The following is a 23,577-nucleotide window of genomic DNA, read 5'->3' as shown; positions in this document are numbered from 1 at the left end:
GTCGGTTGTAATAAATAACATGAGTCAAATAAAGTCATTTGAAGATTTGAATTGCTGGAAAGCAGGTACTGAAGTGAGAAGATGTATCATGAAAATGGTACGCAAATTTCCACCGGAGGAAAAATACGCATTGACTGATGACATGAGGAGAGCTTCCCGCTCAGTTACACACAATATTGCAGAAGGATATGGAAGGTTTCATTTCAAAGACAATATTCGCTTTTGCCGCCATAGCAAAGGCTCCTTATTCGAGTTGGTCGATCAGTTAATTACTGCTTTGGATGAAAATTACATAACACCTGAAGAATATAAATCAACTAAAGAATTAATCGAAACTACTTTAAGATTATTAAATGGATATACAAACTATTTAGGAAGCGCTGTGTCTAAATCCGATATAGTGTCGGATATAGCAATAGAGTATACCCAAACAACAGACAACTAACAACCATCAACACATGAACCTCACTCTTAAAGTCTGGAGACAAAAGAACTCTAAAGAAGCCGGAAACTTCAATACCTACAACGTAACCAACATCTCTGAGGACATGTCCTTCCTGGAAATGTTCGATGTGCTCAATGAGCAGCTCATTAATAAAGGAGAAGAACCCATCGCATTCGATCATGATTGCCGTGAAGGGATTTGCGGAACGTGCAGTATGTATATAAACGGCCGTGCTCACGGGCCGGCACAGGGTACAACCACCTGCCAGCTTCATATGCGCAAGTTTAAAGATGGCGATACAATTACAGTAGAACCCTGGAGAGCTTCTTCATTCCCGGTTATCAAAGACCTGGTAGTTGATCGCTCGGCATTTGATCAGATTATTTCAGCTGGAGGCTTTGTGTCAGTTAACACAGGCAATGCGCAAGACGCAAATAACCTTCCTGTACCAAAAGATGATGCGGACAACGCATTTGCAGCTGCAGCTTGTATCGGTTGTGGCGCATGTGTAGCGGCCTGCAAAAACTCATCGGCCATGTTATTTGTTTCCGCTAAAGTTTCTCAACTTGCTCTTTTGCCCCAGGGACAAATTGAACGGGAAACACGTGTGTTAAATATGGTAAAAGCTATGGACGACGAAGGCTTTGGAAATTGCACCAATACAAATGCCTGTGAAGCTGAATGCCCGAAAGAAATCTCTGTTGAAAATATCGCCCGATTGAACAGGGAGTATTTAATGGCGAATTTGAAATGACATTCTGGTCAATAGTCAGTGGCCAACAGACAAACAACTGATAACTAATAACTGGCAACTTTCTTCGCTTTCTCTTTCACAACCTCAGCATAAGACCTGTTTTCTATTTTGCTATCGATCCAACAAAAAAAATCAAAAAGGTTATCCGGATCAGAATTATAGAACAAAGATTCACGTGGCAACAGAAGTAATTCTTGTTTCCATAATCTGAATACGCTTTTTTCTTCTTTTTTATTGGAGATCGTTGGCAATTTTCGTTCAAAATAACTCAAGGTCTTTTCATCAAATTCAGAAACAGGAGACTTTTTTATAAAATAATTTCTTACGGATTTTGCTAAGTAAGACATTTGTTCAAGGTTTACCAGTTCATAATAGGTTATAAGCAGGTTGATCCTTGTTTGTTGCTGAATGTCAAGCCGGATATCCTTTTTTACAGAAATTATATTATTTAAATAGCTCCGGGCCTCCCGATAATTTCGCAATAAAAAATGTGAATAAAACAGATTGTTATCAACTGTAATAGTATTGTACTGACTTATTAAATTCTGCGGTATTATTCTCTTTATATCTTCCCACACTGCAATAGCTTTTGCTGCATGCTGCTCAAGCAGTAGCCCATGCATGTAATTAATGGTTAGACTCGCAAAATTGCCCACAAAAAATTTATTTTTCTTTGCCGGGGGCAATCCCTGGACAAACGTCTGTGCCCGCTTATAATAATAATCCACTTCCTTCATGCGTCCCAGGCTCCAGGCAATGGATAACAAACGCGATGCTGCACTTATAAAGAAAGTCCTTCGTTCAATAAGCTTTTGTGGCTGACTCTCCAAATAGCTAAGCCATTCTTTCTGAAGTGCAAAAAGTTTATTGTCCCTTTTTTCAAGTAAATTAGAACATGTAAAATGAATGTAATAAAACTCAAACAGTGATAAAAATCCCCGTGCTTTTTGGGGAGAAGATAAAAGAGGATGTTTTAATATTTGCTTTAATTTATTTTTATTTTTTTTAATCCTGCTATGTGAGTGATCTAAAAAAACCTCCCAGGACGCGTTGGATAAAGCCTCATACTGGGCTGTATTATCCAAATAATCAAGGTATAATTTTCTCCTTTCCTCTTCTGTCTCACGGTATATTTTCAGTTTATCAGGACTTGAGGTACTTTTAATTATCCTGAGCTCCAAAGAAGATAAAACAAGGAGGTAATCGTACTTTTCATATTCAAGCCCTTTTGCTTTTGCTTTCGCTATTAGTTTTAGTGCCGTATCAAATAACTGTTTGCTCATCATGATCTTTATTTCATGGATGAATTCGATCAGTTCAGTTTCTACATCCAGCTCACGGTGATAATCGGTGAGGCTTTGAAGAATTGATAGGTGCAATTCATTTTTGAGCGTTGCAAAATGATGTTTGCCTATTGAGTTTAATTGACGGATAAGTTTTACCTCATCATATTCCTTTTGCTTACAAATTAAACCGAAGAGCAATAAGCTTTTAGGATTATCGGTTTTAGATTTAGCCCTGCTGTATGTGCTGAAATTCGCCTTTTCAACCTTGGAGAGAGACTGGATTAAAATAAACAATTCGTCAGAGCTGGTTTTAGGCATTATGGGAAATTTTAAATCCTGTATTTTAATTTGATATACTGATAATTATTCAGCTAATTTAATAATTAAATCTAATTATTATCAATAAAATATATAGTTGTGGGCCTTATTTCCAGGCTCGCTCTACCTAAATTATTAATTGACAGAATGATTTTTGTATGTATTTGATTTGACTGGATACTGTTTTTAATTGAAATTTATAACGAACGGAAATAATAAAAGAAAGAGACTGTTTAAATTTTAAATGAGGTTGTTGCCGATTTTCAGATTGGCTTTTTTATGAAGAAGAGAAGATATTTGCTTTTTAGGATCAACGCTCACTTTAGACAGATTCCTTTTGTTAAAGTGCTTTTCCTGGCAGTGTTAATGCTGCTTATTTATAATTATAATAGTGTAGCAGCTAACATAATCTGGAACAATGGCAATGCAACAAATAATTGGAACGATGGTTTAAACTGGAGCACCGGCGCTGTGCCCGGGTCCGGGGATATAGCCTTATTCAACGGTACATCCACAGCTAATTGCAATTTAAATGGAAGTCCCGATGTGGCAGGAATTGATGTACAGGCAGCTTATTCCGGCACGATCACTCAAAATGCGGGAATAACCATTACCGTTGGAGCAAGCAATTTTTCCATGGCTGCAGGTACATTTACAGGCGGGAATTCCTCCATTACTATCAATGGAACATTTTCTTTAAGCGGAGGCAATTTTACTTCTACTTCAGGTGTACTAACTTTTGTCGGCAGTTATACCAAATCAGGTGGAACGTTTACGCAGAACAATGGGACTGTTGTATTTGCTGCTACTTCAGGCGCCGCTACGCTTACGGGTTCCACTGCTTTTTACAATTTAACTTTTACAGCCACTGCTGCCAATCAGGTATATACTATTGCAGCCGGAACGGTGTTAACATGTACAAATACATTATCATGGACAGGAACCAAGGGTGTTACTGTTAATACGGGAACAATTGATGCGCAAGGTGATATTACAGACAGCAATAGTTTTACCGATAACAATAACCTCATAGGCGGGAATGCAACCATTAATATTAATGGGATAATTGATCAAACCTTAACAGGTCAAGGTTCCATATACCGCGGCGCGCTTTGCTCTATAAATATTAATAAAGCTACGGGCACACTTTTTCTGGTAAGCCTGATCGGTGTAACCGGCAACTGGACTTACACGCAGGGAACTATTAATTATGGCGCTTCTACTATCGTATTTTCCGCAAGTTCTACAATAACCGGATCTCACCAGTTAAATAATCTAACATTTTCTCAAACAAATGGTGGAGTAGGACGTAATTACATTTACACAATAGCTGCTGGAACTACGCTTACCGTGAACAGCACTTTAAATATTGGCGACCCTACTTTTGGCGCTCCCAATTCGATGTACATAAACACAGGTACCATTGACGCTAAAGGCAACGTCGCCGTTTATTCTTATGCAACTACGGGTAACAGCGGAGGCTCTGCAACCATTCATATTTGTGGAACGGGAAACCAGAATTTAACAGGACAAAATTTCTTTTTTCCAAATCAGGGATACGGACCCTTGTGTAAAATAAATATTGATAAAGCAAGCGGAACCTTATCCTTAGTTGGATATATTGTGACATGCAGCAGTTGGACCTATACACAGGGCACTGTTGATCCCGGCATATCTACCGTTATGTTTATGTATAGCTCTACCGGACCTATGACAATAACCGGATCGCTTTCACTTTACAATGTTACATTTAATGGCTCCGGATCTATGTTTTTCAATATTGCAACCGGAACAACGATAACTGTAACCAATACCCTTGTCCTGAGCGGTGGCGGAGGTGTTTATATTAATACAGGCAGTATTAATGCCATAGGTGATATTAATGTAAGTCAGTCCTCGGGTTTTGGCAGCCAGGGTACAGCAACTATTAATATTTGCGGTACCGGCAACCAAACTTTTTTCGGGGCTACCTTTGAGGGACTTGGAGGCACGCCGAACATTACTATCAATAAACCAAGCGGCACACTTACGTTAAAAGATATTATCAATGTAGGGGATAATGGATCGACTACAAATTGGACATATATCGCAGGCACGGTAGATGCCTCTACAAACACTTCAAAAATAAATATTGCCGCGAGTACGGCTAATGTTACTTGCACAAATGGATCGGCAAATATGAGTTTCTATGATCTGAAACTTTCCAATATCTGGGGTACCATAGTTGCTGCAACATTAACAGGGGATGTGCGGGTAAGTAATGTACTCAGTTTGACTAAAGGAAATATCAACCTCAATTCACATACACTTTATTTAACCAATAATTCAACAGGAGCCTGCACGCGCACAACTGGTTATATTAAAAGTGAGACAACCGATAATGCAAGTAAAATAAACTGGAACGTAGGAGGCACTACCGGCTCATACATATACCCATTTGCCACGGCAACCGGCACCTATATCCCACTCACTTTCCAACTAACCGCCGGAACTGCCGGAAACGTTGCCGTTTCAACCTACCCAACAGCATCCAATAACACACCTTATCCCACAGCACCCGATAATGTTACTAATTTGCTTAAGTCAGGTGCAGATAACAGTACAAATGCAATTGACCGCTTTTGGCAGATTGATAAAAGCGGACCGAGCGGTACAGCTACCATTAGCTATACGTATAATCAGGCTGAAGTTACCGGTGGAGTAGCAGGAAATGAAGGCTTGCTGCAAGCCCAACGATATAATACGTCCAACAATTTGTGGGATGCCGCACTGCCAGGACAAACAGCCGATGGCACTACCAATGTTGTTACAGAACCGGGTATTACACAGTTCTCCCCTCGTACACTTGCCCTGTCAAGTTCTCCTTTACCCATAGAGCTGCTTAGTTTTACAGCAAGGAAAAATGACGATCGGGTAGATTTAGTCTGGGTAACTGCAACAGAAGCAAATAACGATTATTTCACCATCGAACGCAGCGCAAATAATCTTCACTTCGAACAGCTAGCCACAATAAAAGGAGCCGGTAACAGCACTGCTGTAAAGGAATATTTAGCAGAAGACAAACAACCATTAAGTGGTGTATCTTATTACAAACTGAAGCAAACTGACTTTGACGGAAAATATAAATATTCACCTACAGTGGCTGTTCAAATTAGCAAGGACTTTATCGAGCAGTTATTTCCCAATCCTACAACGGGTACTTTTATGCTCCGGCTAAATGAAAAAAAAGAAAAAACTATACTAGTTGTGGTGCTTGATATAATTGGGACGGAAATATACAGTTCGAGTGTTATTATTGAAAATGGATCGGACAAAGTGATAATTAAACCGGAAATTGACATTCCCACTGGTATATATTATGTTGTTGCTTCATCGGATGACAAATTAGTCAAACACAAACTGGTTATCGCGAAATAAATCGTGAAAATAGTCCTCGTTTTGGTGTATAATTGCAGGAGAAAACGACTTCAGTAGAGTAGGACTACGCATGTCAAAATTGATCATGTATTGAAGTAAAATACTGAAAATGTAAAAATGATAAACCAGGAAACCCTTCTGCTGCCTTTTTATATACGATTTTTCTGATAGTGAATTTTATATCCCCTACTGCAGAAGACTTTCTGCTAAATTTTCCTTTAAAAAAAGAATGGCTGAACCGGCAATGGTAAAACTTCATTCCGGAACGAGGATTAAACCGAATACCGCCTGAATAAGTTTTTACGCAACAGCACAATTACCATTTCAGGAACGGAAGAGATGAGAGGTTTAATTAACTAATATTTATTTGATATACTGATAATAATTCAGATAATTTAATAATTAAACCTATTAATAGTCAATAAAACAGTATTAATTGGTTTTATTCCAAACCACATTATAATATTAATCAAAATTGATCTAATGATTTTTATACACATTTGATTTGACTTGCCAGCATTTTTGAGTGAAATTTATATTAGTTGAAATCAAACAATATAAAACAAAAAGTCACTATGAAAAATCGTCATACTTTATTCTTCAAAATAATTGTTTTTGCCCGAAAAATTGTTCTTTCAAAAAGACTGCTAATTATAGTATGTGCCTGCATAACAAATGCAATGATCTTGTCCGGCCAAACGGTAAATGAAAACTACGTTGATGGCAGAGTATATATTAAGCTGAAAAATAATGTTCCCTTGAATTTGGGAATAAAGGATGATCCTATGCATACGGATATAAATTCCTATCCTTTTTTGGCATCGCTGGCAGAACAGTTTATTTTTAAAAGCTTCCGTAGGCCCTTTTATGCCGCCAAAGAATCGGACGTATTACAACGCACTTTTGAATTGGAGTTCAATAACTATGCCGATATCGATCTGTTGATTCGTAAGTTAAGGGCTTCTGAAATTGTTGAGTATGTTGAGAAAGTACCCCTATACAGATCAATGGCTACACCGAATGATCCAAGTTACTCATCGCAATGGGCATTAGCGAAGATCGGTGCTGCAAACGCCTGGAATTATTCCACAGGCAGCTCGGCGATAGTGGTTGCAATTATCGATGAGGGCGTACAACTAAACCATCCTGATTTGATAGCTAATATATGGGTGAATGCCGGAGAAATTCCGGGTAATAATAAAGATGATGATAATAACGGATACATTGATGATGTGAATGGGTACGATGTAGGAAGCAATGATAGTGATCCTTCTAATTCCGGTCCACATGGTACCGAAGTTGCCGGAATAGTTTCTGCTGCTTCAAATAATGGTACTGGCATAGCATCCATTGGATACAGCATTAAATTAATGGCAGTAAAGGCCAGCGCAGCTTCTGGTTCAACTATAACCAGTGGAGCTGCAGGACTTGTTTATGCAGCTTCTGCGGGAGCGAGAGTTATTAATATGTCGTATGGAACTGGAGCTGTTTCACTCACCGATCAGAATGCAATAGATTACGCGTTCAGTAAAGGTTGTGTACTGGTTGCGGCAGCAGGAAATTGTGGTATTTGCCAGGTTTCCTATCCCGGAGCATACCCTCACGTTATTGCAGTAGCATCCACAAATCAGACTGATGTTAAATCTTCTTTTTCCAGCATTGGACCTGACGTGGACCTGGCGGCTCCCGGCGAAGGTATTTTAACAACAAATACCGGAGCGGGCTATTCCTCGCCGAGCGGCACTTCTATGTCATCTCCCCTAGTTGCGGGCTTGTGCGGATTGATGTTATCATTGAATCCATACCTGACTAATGTTGATGTTGAAACATGTTTGAAAAATAATGCGGACAATATTGATGCACAGAATCCTTCTTATATCGGTCAATTGGGAGCAGGCCGGATCAATGCGGATAAAACCATGCAATGTGTACAGGCTTCTCTGGCATGGAAACCGACAGCTGATTTTATAGCAAATGCTGTAAGTGTTCCGGCAGGAGGTAAAATAATATTCACGGATCAAAGCATTCATAAAGCTACTACATGGAACTGGACTTTCACCGGGGGTACACCTGCCAGTTATACTGGAAAAAATCCGCCGCCAATAGTTTATTCAACGGCGGGTTCGTATAATGTATCGTTGACGGTAAGTAATAGCAATGGAACAGATACCAAAACAAAAAGTGCATACATAACAGTTACAGCTGCCAATGGTTGTGATTATATAAATTACTCAATGATACAAGGTGCTTCTCCTGCCTGGCATCCTGCCATATATGGCGCGAGCGCAACTATTCCTACCAATAAAGATGGCTGGATAATGGGTCTCAATGGGCTGGATGCGAGAAAACAAAAGGCGCAATATTTTGATGCGTCAAGTTCTCCTTATTCAATACTTACACGCGCTAACATGTGGGTTTATCTTGCAAACTCCACTAATTTGAGCAAAACAATAACCATTAATGTGTATGCAGCAGATGGCGCAGGCAATTCACCCGGAACGCTATTGGGTTCCACAACAAAAACAATCCAACAGTGCAGAAATGCGATAAAAGCAAAACAATATTTGGATATTGCGTTCAGGCCTGTGATAAATTTACCTGCTAACAAAAAATTCTATATTGGTATTGATTATTCGAATTTGAATTGGACAACTTCCAGGGATACTTTACTGATCGTATCCAATTCGCTTGGAGAAACCAAGCCAAGCGGAGTATGGGAACAAAGAATGGATAATTCATGGAACCAGATGGCTGTGACCGGTGCGTATTGGGCCGTACAGGCATCACTGTACCTGTTTCCTTTTTTGACCAATCAACCGGTTGTAGCTACTTCAACAGTAAGCCAAACAACAATATGTCAGGGTGCGGCAATAACAGTGGATGCAACAGGATCACTTCACCAAGATACCTTGATCTGGTATAGCGTTGGAGGGAACCCTAAAATATCAAACGCTGTGTCTCAAAGTATTATTTATGGTACAGCAGGCAGTTATAAGGTGAAGCTGTTTGTAATAGGTGGCGGATGTCATGAACTTGATTCAACCGTAACAAATATAACAGTGAATCCCGCACCGGCCATTAGTATTACTTCTTCAAAGGGTACCGCAATGTGTTCTGGGAATTCCACAACACTTACTGCATCCGGAGCAACCGGTTCATACACATGGTCTCCATCCACAGGTTTGAGTGCGACCTCCGGAGCAGTTGTCACTGCTTCTCCAACTGCTGATATTACTTACAGTATATCCGGTTCAACGGGAGCTTGTACGGGATCATCGGCGATAGATATCAAAATTGACAATCCTGTTACTGTGCTTGTTACTACAACTCCTGCCAATGCAACTGTTTGCAAGAATGCTTCCCTGGTTTTTAATGCTTCGGGCAGTACGCATGTAAGTTCTTATAGCTGGAACTTCCCCGGAGGTTCGCCCTCAACATCTGGTTTGGTATCACCTTCCGTTTCCTACCCGGCCACCGGAACGTATACAGCTACCTTGTCAGCGACTAACAGCTGCGGCACTGATAATACGTATTCAAAAACAATAACTGTAGATATATGTACAGGCATTGATCCGTTGCTTTCTTCAACAGCCATTTATACTAATTATAATCCGTTAGATAAACAATTAACGATTATGATGAATGGCAATTTTAATACGAATGATGATAAACAGGTAATGATCATTAATATGATGGGACAGGTTGTCTATTCGGGAGAGCTAATAGTAACGGGAACTCAGGCTTCTTCTGTAATTGATATGTCAGGGTATTCACAAGGTATGTATGCCATTCAGGTTTCGGATGGGAACCGCGTGTTTAGTAATAAATGTTCGGTAAATTAAAATGAAATGATCCGGACAACCGGTTTGGGCACTAAAATAAGGGATAGAAGAAAAAAATTCCATACTCCATTCGTTTAATAGCCGGCAGAAAAACATTAAAATATTTTTTTCACTATTACAAAAACCATAAACTATGAAACCTTTCTACAAGCTTTTATTTGCAATTTTCCTGGCAGCGAATTTTACATTCTCTACTGCACAATGTCTTTTGTTAAATGTTCCTTTGGAAAAAAGAATTGCCGAGTCGGATATAATTATTGAGGGAAAGGTAATTAGTAAAACTTCATTCTGGAACGAGGATAAAAGCCGTATATATACTTCAAATATAATTGAGCTGTATAAAGTATTTAAAGGCGAGATTAGTTCAGAAAAAATAGAAATGATATCTGATGGAGGCGTAGTTGGTGATACTTGGGTTAAGGTAAACCCTGGTGTAGAGCTGGGTATAGGAGAAACCGGCATTTTTCTTTGCAACTTTTACACAAACAACTCTATTGCAACAAATAAATCCGTTAGCTACATCCCGAATTGCTTATCGCTGGGTTTTATAAAATACAACCTTGCTGAACTCAGCGCGGCTGATGTTTTTACCCGATATTCAGATATTAAAACCAAACTGTATGATTTCATAAGTCAAAAAACTGCGTTATCAGTTATTGATTATAACAAGTTTAATTTGCAAGCGTTGCAAAATAACAGGGCTGCAAAGAAGCAAGCTGCCGCAGCTGCTATAACTTCATTCTCTCCAACAACAATTTCAGCGGGATCCAAATCTATTCTTACTATAAAAGGATCGGGGTTTGGGGCAACGAGAGGATCAAATTACGTGGGATTTGCAAATGCGGACGATGGAGGTAAAACATGGGCCGATCTGTATGATGCATCTGTTACCTTTGATAATTTATACTATGTTAAATGGACCGATACCGAAATACAGGTTTACGTACCTAACAGGGAGTCCGCAGGCGGATCAAAATTAGTTTTTGCAGGAACAGGTAAGATCAGTGTTGTAGTAAACACTGTCAGAACGGTTAGTTCCGATACATTGAATATAAAATGGGCGCTTTATGAACATCCTTTTACCGATGGCTTTTCTCAGGTTGTTCATACTAACGTCAATGGAAAGGGTGGTTATACCATTCATCTGAACACAGCTTTTGCAGGAAATGCGGCCGCTGTTGCCGCATATACCAGGGCTTTAAAAAACTGGTCGTGTGCTACGGGTATTAATTGGGATTTAGGATCCAACACGGCGAGCACCACCTCTGCAGTTGACACAATTATCACTGTAAGGTTTGGCAACCCGGGCGAATTACCTCCAGGCACGATGGGCATAGCCACTTCCACTTACAAAACATCCTGTGGTACAGGAAACACCCGTCGATATTACCTGATGGGCTTTGACCATGTATTTACCAATCAACCCAGCGATGGAACAAACAACTATGCCTGGCAATTCGGGCCTGCACCGGCTACTAATTCGGAAGTTGACTTTGAATCGATAGTTCTTCACGAATTCGGACATGCGCACCAGTTTGGACATATTATACGGCCAAAGTATACTATGAATTATGCGGTTACTCCCGGCGAAACTACACGCACAATACATCCTGAATTAGTAGAAGGAGGAAACGTAAACTGCGCAGCGAGTTTTGCTACACCAATTTGTAATCCAACTAACCCGGGCCCAATGATCAGGTCTGCGTTGGTTGGAGCAACCATCACTCCGTCCGCTGATAAAACGATATGTTCGGGAATTTCAACTACGCTTACTGTGAGTGGAAATGCCGACAGCTATTCCTGGTCTCCATCAACTGGTTTAAATACAACTACCGGAACCAGTGTAGTTGCTTCCCCAATTGTAACCACCACCTATAAAATAACAGCCCTCAAAGGCGCTTCTTGTTCAGCAACTTCAAACATAAAAGTATCCGTAAACCAGGCGAATGCAACCGTAGGCTCCGATGGAGCTATTTGCAGCGGAGATGTTTTTACACTGCAAGCCACCGGCGGCGGTACGTATACCTGGTCACCGGCAACAGGATTAAGCTCCACAACCGTCGCCAATCCTGATGCAAGCCCGGCTAATACTACCACCTATACCGTAACAGTTACTGCTACAAATGGTTGTTCCGCCAATTCCACTGTTTCTGTTTCAGTATTCCCTGCACCTCCCAAGCCTGTTATTACACGGAACGGAAATGTGCTTACTTCAACCAGTATCGATGTCTTCATGTATGAATGGTATAAGAACGGGAATATTATATCCGGCGCCAGCAACCAAAGCTATACAATGACCGGCTCAGGCTCCTATTATGTTGTAGTAACCAATGCCGATGGCTGTTCCAGCACCTCTTCGCCTTTTCTGCTTACAGGTATTGATGAATTTTCCTCAAAAAATATTGTTACTGGCTATTTTGACGAAATTATTGGAGAAATTATACTAAAAATATATTCTCCGGTGAAAGAGAAGTATATTGCAGAGTTATATAATATTGCAGGACAACAGCTTAGCCATACCGATTGTGGAGAGCGTTCGGGAACGTTTACCGAACGAATACCGGCAAATGATTTAGCAAAAGGAATATATATCATCTCCATTAAAGCTGAAGGTAACGGGATAAAATCATACAAAAAAATAATAGTGGAATAATCACATTTTTCATGTAGGAATCTGATTGATTTAAACCTATACAAAATACCATGAGATTAACCGGCAGATCGTTCATTCCAATTTTGCAACTGCAAATTGCTGTATGGCTGCTGCCGTCGGTTTCCTTAGCCGGCAATGACAAGCGAACTCCCGGTGAAAAAGATCGAACACAATTTACCCGGAAAGTACCTGGCAACCCTGCTGCCCCGCATGGGGGAGCCGGTATGTTATTTACTCAAAACAAAGGCCAGATAATTGATATCGATAACCATCTTCGTCCTGATATATTATACAAAAGTTCGACCAAGGGAAGTGACATATACCTGCGAAAGACAGGTTTGAGCTATGTATTTAGCAATTTGATTAAAGTAATGAATGAAGTAAAAGAGCAACTGGAAGAATTGGAAATATCCGGACAAATAACTGCTCAAAACAAACAACAAAAAGAAGAAGAGCTTAACCAAAAGCAAATCCTGAAAGTGCATCGCGTTGATATGGATTTTGTGGGCGCAAACAGCTCTATGCAAACCATTGAGGACGTGTCCTCCGGAACTGGCACACTGAGCGGAGTCGAAGTGTCAGTGAAGGAGGAAGATGCGGCCGTAGGATCCCTCAATTACTATTACCCGCATTGCCCGCAGGGAGTAACTGATGTACGACAATATAATAAGATCACGTACAAAAATATTTACAACAATATTGACATACAATACTATGGTGGCAGTGAAAAAGGGACTAAATATGATCTGATCGTAAACCCGCATGCAGACCCCAATCAGATAAAACTGCGGTGGACCGGCGCAGAAAAATTAATAATTAAAAATGGAAAATTAAGAATAAGAACCAGTATAAATGAATTTTACGAATCCATACCAAAAGTCTACCAGGTAATTGATGGAAAAGTAATAGATGTAAAAGCAAAATATAAATTAGATGCGAGACATGAGTCTCAAACTTCACATCTCACATCTCATATCTATGAAACTACTTTCCAATTGGGACTTTACAACCCTGACTACCCTTTGATCATTGACCCTGCTACCTGGAACACCTATTATGGGGGAAGTGGCGAAGAAAGAGGTGTTGGAGCAGCTACAGATGCTGCCGGCAATCCTGTTTTTAACGGACTTGTGTATTCCATGAATTTTCCTGTAAATGCAGGAGCCTATCAAAACTTTTATAAAGGGCAAGGGGATGCGTATGTGGTAAAATTCGATCCGAATGGTGCACGTATTTTCGGAACTTATATTGGAGGGAGTTTAGTTGAAAGCCAATTCGGTATGAGTATTACTGCTGACAAAAACAACGATATTTATATAACAGGATCCACCAAATCCACTGATTTTCCGGCTAAGACATGGTTTCCAACATCGTATACGCAGGCGGCAGGCGGGAATGGAGATGCCTATATTTCAAAGTTTTCTCCGGTCGGACTTTTGGTATGGTCTACTTATTACGGCGGTTCGCAGGCCGATGGCGGATATGATATAATTACAGATGCAGCAAATAACGTAATTTTTACGGGGTATACATCCTCTACCAATTTCCCAACCAAAAATCCTTACCAAGCGGCATTAAACAACTTTTCAGATGCCTTTATTGTAAAGTTTAACAATAAAGGGATAAGACAATGGGCCACATACTATGGAGGAAGCGGGTCGGATGGGGGCTATGGAATATGCGTCGATCAGACCAATAATATTTTTGCTTGTGGTAATACAACTTCCACTGATTTCCCCCTGGTTAATCCTGGCGGGGCTTTTGTACAAGTTGGTTTCGGGGGCGCAAGTTTTCCATATGATGCATTTCTTATCAAACTAAATCCCGCCACAGGTTTTCCATTATGGTCGACCTGTTATGGAGGGCCGGCTAATGATGGTGGTACTGGAAGCGGGGTTGCGGTTGATGCTTCAGGTAATGTTATTTTGTGTATTAGTACTGCTTCTACAACTAATATTTCAACTCCGGGAGCTTACCAACCTGCATACGGTGGTGGTGGTGGCGGCACCAGCTATGGTGATGTTGCTCTTATTAAATTCAATTCTTCCTACGCCCGTGTGTGGGCCACATATGTGGGAGGCAATAATGATGAATGTTTGAATGGCTTTGCCATAGATGCTGCCGGGAATAGCTATGTGTGCTGGGAATGGGAAGACATGAATGGAGGAACTTATCCCGGGAGTCTCTCCTGTGCTTATCAGCCCAATTTTGCCGGTGTGGAAGATTTTTATATTGTGAAGTTTAATACCAATGGAATCCGTAGTTGTGGAACATACATAGGAGGGCCCCAGGAAGATGAATATGAAAATACCGGGGCTAACAACATGGCTATTTTTGCAAACGACTTATATATTACCGGATACACCCAGGGTCAATACCCGGTAACAGCCGGTGCATTTCAGACTATACATGGCGGCGGAGGAATGGATGCCTTTATGGATAAATTCTGCATTAATTTATGCGAAGCCAAGGTGCTTGGTTTGGGCTATACGGCGAGCGCTACCAACGTATGTGTTAACAAGCCTGTTACATATACACCTTCAGTAAACAACACATGCGACACTACCGGATACAAATTCGAGTGGACCTTTACAGGTGGAAGTCCCGCTACTTCTACGGAGTTGAACCCATCAGTTACTTATCCTGCTGCCGGAAACTATTCTGTTAAATTGGTGCTTACTACACAGTGTAAAAAAGACAGCCTTACAAAAACTTCTTATATTAATGTGACACCCTGTGGTATTACGGTTGCAGCCGCTGCACCGGGAACCTGCCCGGGAAAGTGTTCCACTGTATCTGCTACGGGCAGCAATGGAACTGCACCATATAATTATAGTTGGAATACCGGGGCATTAACACAAAATATTTCAAGCTGTCCTTTGGTAAATACAACCTATACCGTAACGGTAACAGACGCTGTTGGAAACACAAGCACCGCAAGTACAACTGTTATTATTTTACCGACAGTAAGTGTAAGTACTACCGCCGACAATTCTACCTGCAACGGAAGCAATAAAGGTATTGCAACGGCAACACCAAGCGGCGGCATAGCTCCCTATACTTATTTATGGGATAATGGACAAACAACGGCGATAGCCAAAAATCTTACTGCAGGTAATTATACTGTAACGGTAACGGACAGCAAAGGTTGTACTGGTACACAGGTGGCTAATGTGCCTGCACCAACCCCGGTAACAATAACCTTGTCTGTTTCAGGCAGGAATGTTTGTCCCGGAAAATCCGATGGGTATACAGGTATTGTTCCTATGGATGGTACACCTCCCTATATGTATTTATGGAATACAGGAGGCACCAATTCTCTTATTACCAATTTAACAACAGGAACATATACAGTAACTGTTACAGATTTAAGCGGATGTACGGCAACAACTGCAGTTACTGTGGGAACCAATCCTTCCCTTGCATTACCAACAAGTTCTGTACCCAATAACTGTACTTCGGGAGGTATTGGAAGCGCGACTGTGTCACCATCCGGAGCGCCAGGCGGATACCAGTATTCATGGAGCTCAGGATTGCCGGGAGCAGGATCAACAGGTACACTTACCGGGTTAAAAGCGGGAACATATACTGTTACTGTATTTGATGGAAATGGATGCACTGCATCAACCAGCGTGAATGTACCCCAGGGCCCGCCCCCGCCTTCATCATTTACAATATCCCCTGCTAAAACTGTTTGTGTTGGAACTTCTGTAACATTTACTAATACCAGCGGACTATCCGGGGGAAGCTGGCTGATTTATGGCTTTGGTTCCTCAAATACCAATAATTTCAGTGCTACCTTTAACAATCCTGGTACATACATAGTCAGCCATAAAACTGTTCAGAACGGATGCCTGGCCGAAACAATAGATACCGTTGTTGCGGTAAATTGCCCTGCCGGTAAACCGGGAGTAGGAATTGTTGGAGGCTCATGTATTCCAAGAGGGGACTGCAGCAAAAGCATTACAGCAGCAGTGACGGGCGGCACAGTTCCTTATTCATATCTCTGGAATACCGGGGCTACCACACAAAAAATATTTCCTTGTCCTGTAAGTAATGGCACCTATGCAGTAACGGTAACGGATGCTACCGGGGCCACAAACAGCGCTACTGTTGCTGTAACAGTTGGCCCATTGGCTGCATTTACAAAAACTCCACCGGCCGGAACTGTTTGCACAGGTACTACCGTAAATTATACAGGAACAACATTTCCCGGAGCAACCTATAGCTGGACTATTAACAATCCTCCAATTGTCAGTGGTAGTTCATCCAATTTTTCTTATACTTTTTTAACTGCAGGCAATTATATTGTTAACCACACTGTCAGCAACGCAACATGCGGTGACGTTGCCAGAGACACGATAAATGTAATTAACTGTTCAGCAGCGCCAACCGTAACTGCTACAAGCTCTTCAATATGCTCGGGCTCCTGCGCTGCAGTGACATCCAATCCTGTCGGAGGCACAACTCCCTATGTTTATGCATGGAGCAATGGCAGCTCAACTCAAAACATAAACCCCTGTCCGGCCTTAACCACTACTTATACTTTAACTGTAACAGATGCCGGGGGAAAAACAGCGACAACCACTGCCACAGTAATTGTATCACCGCCGTTAGTTGGACAATTTACCAAAGGTACCGCCAGTTGCACTGGTTGTGGCTGCAAAGAATGGATAATGGTAAATGCAGCCGGTGGCACAAGTCCATATTCTTATTCCTGGCCGGACAGTTATAGTAAGAGGTATAAGAATAATCTTTGTCCGGGTTCATATACAATAAACATTAAAGACAAGAATGGATGTAGTATAAATATAACGGTAAGTGCGCCGTGAGCAAAATGATGTTTATCCAAATGATTATTATAAAAATGTTCCGCTTTTTCATAGCTGCACTGCTTATCTCCGGTAACATGTATTCGCAATCTCCATTCCTTGGAGGAACAGCTGATCAAGGAAAGCAAGCGAAAGAAGATGGACTTAAAAAAGTCACTGATCCCAAGCTGAAAGCACAGGCACAGCAATGGATATCGGCCCAGCAGCAACCAGGCTTTCTGGAAAACAAAGGGCAGATGATGGATAGTGAGGGCAAGCCCACACCTTTTATCCTTTTTAAAACAGAAGCGCCCGGGGTGAATATGTATGTTACCGAAAAAGGACTTTCGTATATGTTTATAAAGCCGGACACATTGCCTGAGAAGAATTCGGGAAGGGAAGAGGAAGAAAATAATTTTGACAATTTTATTGAGCACGAACTTTTGAAAAAAATGCGCGAGCAGATTAGATATGAATGCTTACGAATTGACATGAACTTAACGGGTGCCAGCATAAAAAAGGAAAATGTAATCACAGAAGGCGCGTCCGTCTGGACGGGCAATTATTATACCGAGCAGGAGGCTGCTGAAGGTATTCTTGGCGTACATACTTACAAAAAAATAACGATCAAAGAAATTTATCCCGGCATTGATTGGGTATTGTACAATTCGGACAGCAAAGGTTTTAAATATGATTTCGTTGTTCACCCGGGCGCTAACCCCAAACAAATAAAATTATTGTACCGTTCGGAAAAGGACCTGGACATCGACACAGAAGGCAACATAAATATTAGAACACATTTAGGAACACTTACTGAAAATACGCCGATGTGCTATATGGATAAAAGCCGGGAAAACATCCCTGCAAAATTTATACGAACATTTGCTTCCGGCGAACCAAAGGAGCAGGAATCCGAGATTTCTTTTTCGCTTGACGATTATGATAATTCCAAAACCCTGGTTATTGATCCACAACTTTGGTGGGGAACATATTTTTACGACATGAGCGGTGGTAATGGATCATCCGTAAATCCCGTGACGGTGGATTGCGATGCAAATGGATATGTATATGTTTCCGGGCAAACAGTGGGCAGCCTTCCTCTTATGCCCTGGGGAAGCGCATACTATAGTGCGGCTATGAAACAACTGTTTATTGCCAGATTTACAAACAAAGGCGTGCTTACCTGGAGTACTTATTATGGTGCTGCCAGCAATACTACTTCTCCCAATTTTCTAACTATTGATAAGGCTAACAATATATATATTACAGGTGCTACCCATGCAGCTATTCCCACCCAGGCATGGGGATCAGCTTATTATAATCCAACGTATAATCCTGCCGGATCATTTGGAATTGGAGCGGATGCTATTATTCTCCGTTTTTCAAATACCGGCACCCTTATATGGGCAACACATTTCGGAGGAAGCAACTGGGATAATGGTACATCAATAAATATTGCCCCGAACGGAAATATTTACATAGCCGGATGGACAACTTCTACCGATTTTCCTACCAAGGCATGGGGCGCTGCTTATTTCGATAATACTTACAATGGTGCGGATGATGCATATATAGCCGGGTTTGATAATACAGGCCAGCTTCTATGGTCAACTTATTTGGGAGGAAGCTCGGATGATTGGGTAACCAGTTTAACAACCGATCCTTCCGGAAACATTTATGTTACCGGGCCAACTGGTTCGGGCAATTTCCCTACACAATCACTGGGAGGTGCATACAATGATAACTCTTATAACGGAGGTAAGTACGACGCATATGTTGCAAAGTTTACTGCTACAGGACAGCTTCAATGGTCCACATTCCTTGGCGGAAGCGGTGCGGAAGCGGGACGTGATACGCCGGGCATTTCGTTGATCGGACTTGACCTGAACAACAATATTTATGTAACGAGTTCGACAACTTCAGTGAATTTCCCAACCCAGACCTGGGGTACAGCTTATTACGATGCAACATTATCGGGGTTATTTGACATGTTTATTACCCGGTTCAACTCTTCCTGTGCGCTTACCTGGTCAACCTATTATGGAGGAAGCGGAATACCGACCGCTCCAAATGCAGGAGTGGATGAAGATGAACTAAATATGGTATGCGATGAAATAGAATTTGATAATTGCGGTAACTTATATCTTGCATTCCGCACCGAATCGGCTGATATAACGATCTATAATCCTGGCTGCGGCTCTTATTGCGATAACACCTGGGGAGGGGGTTATGGATGGAAACATTCCGAAGAACTTCCCGGAGATGTTATCGTTACTAAATTTAGCAGCAGAACAGGAAAATTATTATGGGCTACTTTCATTGGCTCTACAGGTAATGACTTTAGGGGTGCGCTGGCAGTAGATCCTTACAATAACCTTTTTGTTGTAGGAGTGTTCTGGGAGTATGCATCCGGAACCAATACCGGCTTACCCTTTGTAGATCCAGGTGGGGGAGCTTTTTTCAATAACAGGTCCTTTGGAGCAGCTTCATTCAATGGGGGTTATACTCAGGGCTATATACTAAAGTTCATTCCCGACCCACCTCCCAGCTTTACACAAAGCCAGGTGAATGCGGGCAGTTGCTTGTGTAATGGTACTGCCACCGTAGGCATAAGTGCAACGTGCAGTGTAGCGCCTTATAACTATATATGGAGCAATGGCACTCAGGTATTAAACACCAATAGCACATCAAATACCGGTGGTGGATTATGTCCAGGCTCTTATTGGGTGGAAGTAACGGATGATGTATGTAACAGGGATACGGCCTACTTTACGATTACCGCCCCTGTTGGGAATTTATCGGCCACAGGTACGCAAACAAATGTTTCCTGTAATGGAGGAAGTAATGGTACAGCAACTGTTTTCCCAACAGGAGGAACGTCTCCCTATAATTATATATGGAACAATGGAAAAACAGGCGCGGGAATTACCGGTCTCACTTCCGGCAATTATATTGTTACAATTAAAGACGCGAGCGGCTGTACCTATCAGCAGAGTTTTATTATTACCCAATCAACATCCTTAATAGCTAATTTCTCCGGTTTTACTCAAACATCGGCCTGTAAAAATACCGGTACTGCAACAATAAGTGCAAGCGGTGGTACTGTACCCTACGCATATAATTGGGGTGCAGCTGCCGGCGGACAAACGGGAACCACTGCAACCGGGCTTGGAGTTGGCAATTATATTGTTTCTGTAACTGATGCTAATGGCTGCGTTTCAACACAAGCAGTGCCTGTTACAGCTATGGCGCCCTTAAGCTATACTGTAACGCCCTACAATTCAACATGCGGCAAAGGTGCCAATGTAAGTATAGCTGCGGCAGGAGGTACCGCCCCTTACGCCTTCACTTTTAGTACGGGGAAAACTATTACAACTTCCGGATCTGCAGGGGATGGGCCTTTGGTAACCGGTACTTATACCGTAACCATTGCTGATGCCAATGGATGTTCCGGCATTCAAACTTGTAGCGTAACGGCCACAGCACAAAATGCGGTAACTGCAACATTTGCACAATCACCTGCCGGAGTTGTTTGCGTCGGAAGCCCAGTAATTTTTACCAATACAGGTACAACAACGGGTACCTACAGCTGGACTATTTCTCAAAATTCCACATCTATTGTATCCGGTACCACTACTGATTTTTCCTATACATTTTTAACGGCGGGGAATTATACTGTCATTCATTCGGTCGAGAATGCAAGCTGTTATGATAATGTGTCAACAACCATCCAGGTAATTAACTGCTCTGCTTCACCCACGGTAACTGCTACCGGTAATACAACATGCGCAGGTGTTTGCACTACGGTAACATCGACAGGTTCAGGCGGGACAGCACCTTACAATTATTCCTGGAGCAATGGTGCTATCACACAAAATATAAATCCATGTCCTGTTATTACCACAACGTATACGGTAACCCTGACTGATAATACAGGTGCAACTGCCAGTTCAACGGCGGTAGTAACTGTTAATCCTGCTGTTAACTTAACCGTTACACCAACCAATATAACCTGCAGTGGAGGGACGAATGGAACTGCCCTTGCAAGCCCCGGAGGCGGCACTTCTCCTTATATTTATGTTTGGAACACCGGACAAACTTCTCAAACAGCCACAAGCCTCGCTGCAGGCAATTATACCGTAACGGTGAATGATGCGAAAGGATGCACGGCCACTACAACCACCAATATTATTTCACCCGCTCCATTAGTAGGACAATTTACCAAAGGTTCCGCTACCTGTGCCGGGTGCGGTTGTAAGGGATGGATATTGGTAACAGCAAACGGCGGCATAGGCCCTTACTCCTACTCCTGGCCAAGCGGATACACCAACCGGTATCAGAATCATCTTTGCCCGGGTACGTATAACATAAATATCAAAGACAAGAATGGATGCAGTATAAATATTAACCTGATAGCACCGTAGCAGCACCATGGTTAACATCACCTAGAGCGAAGTCCTTACTTTCATTATTTTATTCGCCTCCTCTTTTACAACCTCAGCATAAGACCTGTTATCTATTTTGCTATCGATCCAGCAAACGTAATCGACATAAACCAATGGTCTTGGTTCATCCGGATCTCTCATGGCTTTTTCCATAGCCCCTTTTAAAATTTCAAATGCAGCTATCAATTCTTTGGAAGTATTTAAAGCAGGTAATTTTTTACGGATGAAATCGAGGACTATGCTTTCAAATTTAAATAGCCGTTCCTTTTTTCGTAAGTGACGGTATATGGCTCGTAAAATGTACGGAAGTGTTTCAAAATCCTTTAATTCATATCGAACAATAATTGACATAATAAGAGCCGTGCAATAAATATCGTTATCTGCTGTTTGCTGAATTGCTTTGAATTGAGACAAAATCTGATTGAGATATTTCAAAGATTTTCTGAATTGTTTATCCCCAAAATAAAGTGTTACGATCCATAAATAAAAATGTGCCCGATGTCCTTCTGAAATTGTTTCTTCATGTTCAATCAATTTCCTTTCGATCTCAGGTATCATTGTACAGCCTTTGGCAAACTCACCAAGGAATAAAATCCTATCTATTTCAAACTCATAAACACCTAAAAAGATCAAAGCCCTGCCACGCTCATCGGGCTTAAAATTGTATTTTTCAGCAGCAGTTTGTATGTCATCCAGATATTTTTCTGCTTCCTTATATTTTTTTAAAACCGAACATTGAACTAATATATTACGCATAGAAGCTAAATATAAATTGGGATCACCCGCAACCAGGTATGGATTCGAGTCAAGTAATTCTATTCTTTTTTTTCCATGTAAATATGCCTGCTCCCAATTATCAATTGCCTGATTGTAATTTTCATGAATAATATGGAATATCCTTTTTGCTGCTACATTGATCGCTTTGCTTTCATCTCGTAGAAATGGAGATGCCATTAACCTGGTTATGCCGGTCAACCTTTGTTTATCCGGATGCCGCATGCCTGCATCATTCCAGTAAAATTCAAACTCCCTGGATATCTTTTTGTATGTTGTCAGGTTCATTAAATTATCTGTGGCCCGTTTCTCATCATCCCATAGTTCTTGCAGATCATGAATATCTATTATTCCAGATCTACCCATCCCTGAAATCTTTAATAAAGCTATCTCGGCTATGTAACTATACAAATCGTGCTTTAAAGCAATTTGATAGGCTTTGTCCAATAATTTAAAATATTGCCTGAATAATCCCTTTTGATATAAAAAACCGGCCTGGTTCAACATACTACGCAGTTCATATTTTATATCGCCGGTAAAACCTTCGAGGCATTTTAATATGATCTTGTATAATCTCGTTTTGAGTAAAGGCAATTGCCTGATATACTTTTCTGTCTTGAGCAATTCCTCTTCATTATAATCCTTTTGTGAGTCGATCGCGTCAAAAAGTCTGACATAATTATTTTCCCCGCCAATTACATGTCTGGAGGCATAAATCTTAAAATGCCTCTTTTCTGATTGGCTTAGTCTTTTAATAAGTGTAAAAAGGTCGTCGGAACTCAGATATGACATGAAACAATATTTTTATGAAAATAGCCAAAAAATAGCAAAA

9 protein-coding genes are annotated in these 23,577 nt (G+C 41.2%); 7 read left to right on the top strand and 2 right to left on the bottom strand.

Annotated features, from left to right (window positions below; all coding sequences use genetic code 11):
• Positions 1 to 19: 19 nt before the first annotated feature.
• Positions 20 to 445, top strand: a complete 426-nt coding sequence (locus HYU69_09885) for a four helix bundle protein (protein MBI2270648.1) — start codon at positions 20 to 22, stop codon at positions 443 to 445.
• 13 nt (positions 446 to 458) lie between these two features.
• Positions 459 to 1,199, top strand: a complete 741-nt coding sequence (locus HYU69_09880) for a succinate dehydrogenase/fumarate reductase iron-sulfur subunit (GenBank protein ID MBI2270647.1) — start codon at positions 459 to 461, stop codon at positions 1,197 to 1,199.
• 44 nt (positions 1,200 to 1,243) lie between these two features.
• Here HYU69_09880 and HYU69_09875 read toward each other — a convergent pair whose 3' ends face one another.
• On the bottom strand, positions 1,244 to 2,803 hold the full coding sequence (locus HYU69_09875; protein MBI2270646.1) for a hypothetical protein: 1,560 nt from the start codon (positions 2,801 to 2,803) through the stop codon (positions 1,244 to 1,246).
• Positions 2,804 to 3,082: 279 nt separating this feature from the next.
• On the opposite strand from HYU69_09875, the gene HYU69_09870 reads away from it, so the two are divergent.
• The 5 genes from HYU69_09870 to HYU69_09850 all read left to right on the top strand — a co-directional run bounded on the left by HYU69_09870 (position 3,083) and on the right by HYU69_09850 (position 21,950).
• On the top strand, positions 3,083 to 6,220 hold the full coding sequence (locus HYU69_09870; protein MBI2270645.1) for a T9SS type A sorting domain-containing protein: 3,138 nt from the start codon (positions 3,083 to 3,085) through the stop codon (positions 6,218 to 6,220).
• Between the two features lie 575 nt (positions 6,221 to 6,795).
• Positions 6,796 to 10,062, top strand: coding sequence for a S8 family serine peptidase (locus tag HYU69_09865; protein ID MBI2270644.1), 3,267 nt, complete (start codon positions 6,796 to 6,798; stop codon positions 10,060 to 10,062).
• Between the two features lie 133 nt (positions 10,063 to 10,195).
• Entirely contained in the window at positions 10,196 to 12,715 is a 2,520-nt protein-coding gene (locus HYU69_09860) for a T9SS type A sorting domain-containing protein (GenBank protein ID MBI2270643.1), read from the top strand.
• Positions 12,716 to 12,765: 50 nt separating this feature from the next.
• The gene (locus tag HYU69_09855; GenBank protein MBI2270642.1) at positions 12,766 to 17,547 is read left to right on the top strand and encodes an SBBP repeat-containing protein; all 4,782 of its coding nucleotides are present in this window, start codon (positions 12,766 to 12,768) and stop codon (positions 17,545 to 17,547) included.
• Between the two features lie 20 nt (positions 17,548 to 17,567).
• Positions 17,568 to 21,950, top strand: coding sequence for an SBBP repeat-containing protein (locus HYU69_09850; GenBank protein MBI2270641.1), 4,383 nt, complete (start codon positions 17,568 to 17,570; stop codon positions 21,948 to 21,950).
• Positions 21,951 to 21,971: 21 nt separating this feature from the next.
• Here HYU69_09850 and HYU69_09845 read toward each other — a convergent pair whose 3' ends face one another.
• On the bottom strand, positions 21,972 to 23,537 hold the full coding sequence (locus tag HYU69_09845) for a hypothetical protein (GenBank protein ID MBI2270640.1): 1,566 nt from the start codon (positions 23,535 to 23,537) through the stop codon (positions 21,972 to 21,974).
• Positions 23,538 to 23,577 lie beyond the last annotated feature (40 nt).

The organism is Bacteroidota bacterium, from assembly GCA_016183775.1.
GTDB lineage: Bacteria > Bacteroidota > Bacteroidia > JABDFU01 > JABDFU01 > JABDFU01.
Note: the sequence above shows the minus strand (reverse complement) of the source record. Positions and strands in the feature narration are given on the sequence as shown.